We start from the raw sequence: 5,488 nt of genomic DNA on the forward strand, positions 1-5,488 counted from the left end.
GCCGGGGGCGGGGCGGTGCGGGTCAGCCGCAGCCGGATCTGGCGCTGCCCGCCGGCCGGCACGTCCAGCACGTAGTGCAGCGCCCCCTTGGTCCCCTCCCGGTCCGGGTTGACGGTGGCCGCGCCGGCCACCACGTGGTCGTTGATCCCGTCCTTCGGGTACGCCGAGCGCCCGGGCAGCCCCCACAGCCGCTCGGCGTTGGTGTCGTTGTCACACAGCAGCGAGGTGGGCTCGCCGTCGCCCTCCAGCAGGAGCTGGCCGAGCACCCAGTGCTCGCCGACCAGCCGGGACCCCGCACCGGTCAGCTTCGGCACCCGGTCGCCGCCGGGCAGCCCCCACGCCCAGGTGTTGCGGAACCAGAGGGTCGGCAGCACGTGCAGGGTCTCGTCGGTGTCCCCCCGGTTGGCCACCGTGACCAGCACGCACAGGTCGGTCGGGGACGCCTTGGCGTAGTCGACGGTGACGGCCCAGTACCGGTCGTCGTCGAAGATCCCCGTGTCGACCAGCTCGTACTCGGTGTCGTCCCGGCCGCGCAGCGCGTTCACGGCGACCAGCTCGTCGTAGGGGAAGGCGGCCTGCGGGTAGTGGTAGCGCCAGCGCATCCACGAGTGGGTGGGCGTGGAGTCCTCGTACCACCAGTAGTCCTTCACGTCCTCCCCGTGGTTGCCGCCGTCGCCGCCGAGGCCGAACATCCGCTCCTTGAGGATCGGGTCCCGGCCGTTCCACAGGGCCAGGGCGAAGCAGAACGTCTGCCGGTCGTCGCAGACGCCCGCCATGCCGTCCTCGTTCCACCGGTAGGCTCGGGAGCGCGCGTGATCGTGGGGGAAGTAGTCCCAGGCCGTGCCGTGTTCGCTGTAGTCCTCCCGTACCGTCCCCCACGCCCGCTCGGACAGATAGGGACCCCATGCGCGCCAGTCCTGCTCCCCGGCGTCGGCCTGGGCGAGCCGGTGCCGCTCGGGGTCGGGGGTCGCGGAGGTCGGGCGGTCAGTGATCACCTGCACATCTTCGACGCCGCCGGGGTACTTCTCCACAGGGGCCATTGTCGTCGTGGCGGGTGACACCCCGCCGGTGGTGGAGGAAAGTTGATCGACATTCGCTTCGGTCCGCAGGTCTGCGGGGAGCTGTCCGCCTCGTCGGCCCGGGAGTGGCTGGTCACCGACGGGCGCGGCGGCTACGCCATGGGCACGGTCGCCGGGCTGCGCACCCGGCGCTACCACGGGCTGCTGGTGGTGGCCGGGGCGACGCCCGCCGCCCGCAGGGTCGGCCTGGTCAGCCTCGACCCGGCGGTGACCCTGCCGTCCGGGCAGCAGGTCCGGCTCGGCGCGCACGAGTGGTCCTCGGGCGTGGTCGACCCACGCGGCTACGAGCTGCTGGAGCGCTTCGACCTCACCGACGGCGTGCCCCGCTGGCGCTGGCGGGTCGGCGCCGTGGTGATCGAGCGGGAGATCGCCATGGCGTACGGCCGGTCCTGCGTGGCGGTGGTGCACCGCCTCGTCTCCGGCGGCCCGGTCCGGCTGGACCTGGCCGCGGCCTGCACCTGGCGGGACGCGCACGGCGAGCGGCGGGCCGACGGCCCCACCCCGCGGCTGGAGGAGGTGGCCGGCGGCGCCGTGGTGGAGGGCGCGTACCGGCTGGCCGGGCCGGGCTGGACTCCCGAGGGGCAGTGGTGGCTCGGCGTACGCCACCGGGAGGAGGCGGCGCGCGGGCTGCACCCCGACGAGGACCTCTGGTACGCGGGCCGGTTCTCCGGCGCCCTCGACGAGCCGGGCGCCGAGGTGTCCGTGCTGGCGTGGGCGGACGACCTGGCCGAGGAGCCGCCGCCGGCGACCGCGCTGGTCGAGTCCGCCCGGCGGCGGCACCGGGCGGTGGTGACCGCGGCGAAGCCCGACGACGACGTCGACGCGACCCTCGCCCTGGCCGCCGACGCCTTCGTGGTGCACACCGCCACCGGCCCGGACGTGGTGGCCGGCTACCCCTGGTTCGGCGCCTGGTCGCGGGACACCATGACCTCCTACGAGGGGCTCCTCCTCCGCACCGGCCGGGGCGACGAGGGCCGGGAGCTGCTGCGCGCGTACGCGGCCACGCTGTCGGAGGGGATGCTCGCCAACACCGCCGACACCGGGCGGGTGGAGCACAACACCGTCGACGCGACGCTGTGGTTCCTGCACGCCGTGAACCGGCACGTCACCCTCACCGGGGACACCGACCTCGGCGTGGAGCTGCTGCCCGCGCTGCAGGCCGTGGTGGCCGCCCACGTGGCGGGCACCCGGTACGGCATCGGCGTCGACCCGGCCGACGGGCTGCTCACCCAGGGCGGGCCGCCGGACGTGGCGCTCACCTGGATGGACGCCCGCGTCTACGGGGTGCCGGTCACCCCGCGCACCGGCAAGCCGGTCGAGGTCAACGCGCTCTGGGTGAACGGGCTGGCCGGGCTCGCCGAGCTGACCGAGCTGGCCGGCGGCGACGCCACCGAGCTGCGGGGCCGGCACGAGCGGGCCGCCGCCGCGTTCCGGGAGCGCTTCCCCACGCCGGCCGGTTGGCTGCACGACGTGGTCGACGCGCCGGCGCCCGCGTACCCGCTCGGCGGGGCGCCGCACCACGACGACGACCTGCTCCGCCCCAACCAGCTGCTGGCCTGGTCGCTGCCGTACGCGCCGCTCGAACCGGACGAGGCCACCCTGCGCCGGGTCACCGAGGGGCTGTTCACGCCGCTCGGGCCGCGCAGCCTCGCCCCCGACTCCCCCGGCTTCGTGGGCCGGCACCGGGGCGGCCCCGCCGAGCGGGACTCCGGCTACCACCAGGGGACCGTCTGGCCCTGGCTGATCGGGCCGTTCGTCGACGCGTACCGCCGGGCCGGCCTGCCCACCGACGACCTGCTGGTGGGGCTGAAGGGGCACCTCACCGAGTACGGCCTGGGCTCGGTGAGCGAGACCGCCGACGGGCTCGCCCCGCACGCCGCCACGGGCTGCCCGTTCCAGGCGTGGTCGGTGGCCGAGCTGCTCCGCGTCCGGCGCCTTCGGGGCTAACGCGTTACAGACCGGCAACCGGCGCGTCGCCGCTGGTTATCGACCGCTGGGCAGGATGGGCTGCGACCCCACGACGCGCCGGACGCGGTGCCGTCGGGCGGTGCGGGAACCACAACTCCAAGGGGGCCGCATGTCCGCTGACGCCGAAGTGATCGACATCCAGCCCGCCCGGCGCCAGCGGGTGCTGATCCTCTCCTGGGAGTACCCACCCGTGCTCGTCGGTGGCCTCGGCCGTCACGTGCACGCGCTCTCCGTGGCGCTGGCCGCCGCCGGCCACGAGGTCACCGTCGTCACCCGGCACGCCGAGGGCGTCCCCCTGGAGGAGTACGCCGAGGGCGTGCGCGTCCTGCGGGCCGCCGAGGACCCGGTCCGGTTCCCGCTCGCCACCGACTCGCTGCTGGCCTGGACCATGGCGTTCAACCACACCCTCACCCGGGCCGCCCTGCGCGCCGCCGGGTCCGGCGGCTACGACGTCATCCACGCCCACGACTGGCTGGTCGCGCACACCGCCGTCACCCTGGCCGAGCACCTGGACCTGCCCCTGGTCACCACCGTCCACGCCACCGAGGCCGGCCGGCACCAGGGCTGGCTGCCCGAGGAGATGAACCGCACCATCCACGGCGTCGAGCACTGGCTGAGCAACACCTCGACCCGGGTGATCGCCTGCTCCGGCTACATGCGGGACCAGGTGGGGCGGCTGTTCGACGTGCCCGCCGCGCGGATCGACGTGGTCCCCAACGGCGTGGACGACCGGGCCTGGCACGCCCGCCCCCGGGCGGTCTCCGCCGCCCGCGCCCGGTTCGCCGCCGGCGGCCCGCTGGTCGGATACGCCGGCCGGCTGGTGTACGAGAAGGGCGTGCAGCACCTGGTGCACGCCGTGCCGTACCTGCGGGACCGGCACCCCGGCCTGCGGGTGGTGATCGCCGGCGACGGCCCGTACCGCGACGAGCTGGTCGACCAGGCGCACCGGCTGGACCTCGACGAGACCGTCCGGTTCGCCGGCTTCCTGGACGCCACGCAGCTCCCGGCCGTCCTGGCCGCCACCGACGCGACGGTGGTCCCCAGCCTCTACGAGCCGTTCGGCATGATCGCCCTGGAGGCGGCCGCCGCCGGCGCGCCCCTCGCGGTGGCGGACACCGGCGGCCTGGCCGAGATCGTCGAGCCGGGCGTGACCGGCGTGACCTTCCCGCACGGCGACCCGGGCGCGCTGGCCGGCGCGGTCGACCGGCTGCTCGGCGACGAGGTCTTCGCCCGCCGGGTGGCCCGCCGGGCCCGCACCGTGGTCGCCGAGCGCTACGCCTGGTCCGCCATCGCCGCCCGGACCGCCGGCAGCTACGCCACCGCACGCCGGGAGCACGGCGCGTTCCAGACCCGTCGGGCGGCGGGGCTGCTGGCCGGTGGCCGCTCCGCGATCGCCATTCCGGAGGGGAATCTGCTGGCCGGCGCCGCGAGCTGAGCGCGCCGCCCTCACGGGCGATAGGTGTTGTCCGATCCGTTGGCTATTGTGGACATCGACCAGCGGTGAGGAGTGCGGTGCAGCAGGTAGTGATCGCCGGCCGGTACCGCCTGCTCGACCTGGTCGGCCGCGGCGGGATGGGTCGGGTCTGGCGGGCCCGGGACGAGATGCTGCACCGCGAGGTGGCGGTGAAGCAGGTGGTGCCGCCGGGCTGGCTCGCCGCGCACGAACGCGACGAGTTGCGTGGCCGGACCCTCCGCGAGGCGCGCGCGACCGCCCGGCTCAGCCACCCCAACGTGGTCCGGGTCTACGACGTGGTCCGGGTCGACGGCGACCCGTGGCTGGTGATGGAGTACGTCCCGTCCCGCTCGTTGCAGGAGATCATCGACTCGGACGGGCCGGTGGACCCGCGCCGGGCCGCGAGGATCGGGCTGGCGGTGCTGGCCGCGTTGCGCGCCGCGCACGAGGCGGGCGTGCTGCACCGGGACGTGAAGCCCGCCAACGTGCTGCTGGCCGGGGACGGCCCGGTGCTGCTCACCGACTTCGGGCTGGCCGTCTTTGACGGCGGCGACGGGATGATGACCCGCCCCGGCCTGGTCCTCGGCTCCCCCCAGTACGTGGCCCGGAGCGGGCCGCCGAGGGGGTGTCCAGCGTCGAGGCCGACCTGTGGTCGTTGGGCGCCACCCTGCACGCCGCCGTCGAGGGCCGGTCCCCGTACGCCCGCAGCACCGCCATGGCCACGCTGGCCGCGCTGGCCAGCCAGCCGCCGGATCCGGCGCCGCACGCCGGCCCGCTGGCGCCGGTGCTGGTCGGGCTGCTGCGCCGCGACCCGCGGCACCGGCTCGGGCACGACGACGCGGCCCGCCTCCTGGCCGCCGCCACCGCCCCGACCGTCGACCTGCCCGGCTGGCCGGTTGCCGGCGCCACACCGTCCCCCGGCGGGCCGGGCCGCGACAGCGGCACGGTGGGCCCGACCGGCGGGCCGGGCCGTGACAGCGGCGGGACG

Annotated in this window: 2 protein-coding genes and 2 pseudogenes; 3 read left to right on the forward strand and 1 reads right to left on the reverse strand. The window is 75.9% G+C overall.

What is annotated here, in order from left to right:
* A pseudogene (locus F8274_RS29750) lies at positions 1-1,040 on the reverse strand (glucosidase); the annotation flags it as partial.
* 42 nt (positions 1,041-1,082) lie between these two features.
* On the opposite strand from F8274_RS29750, the gene F8274_RS29755 reads away from it, so the two are divergent.
* The 3 genes and pseudogenes from F8274_RS29755 to F8274_RS29765 form a co-directional block, all read left to right on the forward strand.
* Positions 1,083-3,026: an amylo-alpha-1,6-glucosidase gene (locus tag F8274_RS29755; RefSeq protein WP_151465668.1), complete on the forward strand. Its 1,944-nt coding sequence runs from the start codon at positions 1,083-1,085 to the stop codon at positions 3,024-3,026.
* 130 nt (positions 3,027-3,156) lie between these two features.
* Complete coding sequence (locus F8274_RS29760) at positions 3,157-4,482, forward strand: glycosyltransferase family 4 protein (protein ID WP_151465669.1); 1,326 nt, start codon at positions 3,157-3,159, stop codon at positions 4,480-4,482.
* A gap of 137 nt (positions 4,483-4,619) precedes the next feature.
* Positions 4,620-5,488: pseudogene (locus tag F8274_RS29765) on the forward strand (serine/threonine-protein kinase); the annotation flags it as partial.

This window comes from Micromonospora sp. AMSO31t (assembly GCF_008868175.1).
In the GTDB taxonomy this organism is placed as follows: Bacteria; Actinomycetota; Actinomycetes; order Mycobacteriales; family Micromonosporaceae; genus Micromonospora.

What these genes read in the sequence shown, in the direction of transcription:
- F8274_RS29760 (WP_151465669.1), top strand. Translation starts at nt 3,157, where the DNA reads ATGTCCGCTGACGCCGAAGTGATCGACATCCAGCCCGCCCGGCGCCAG.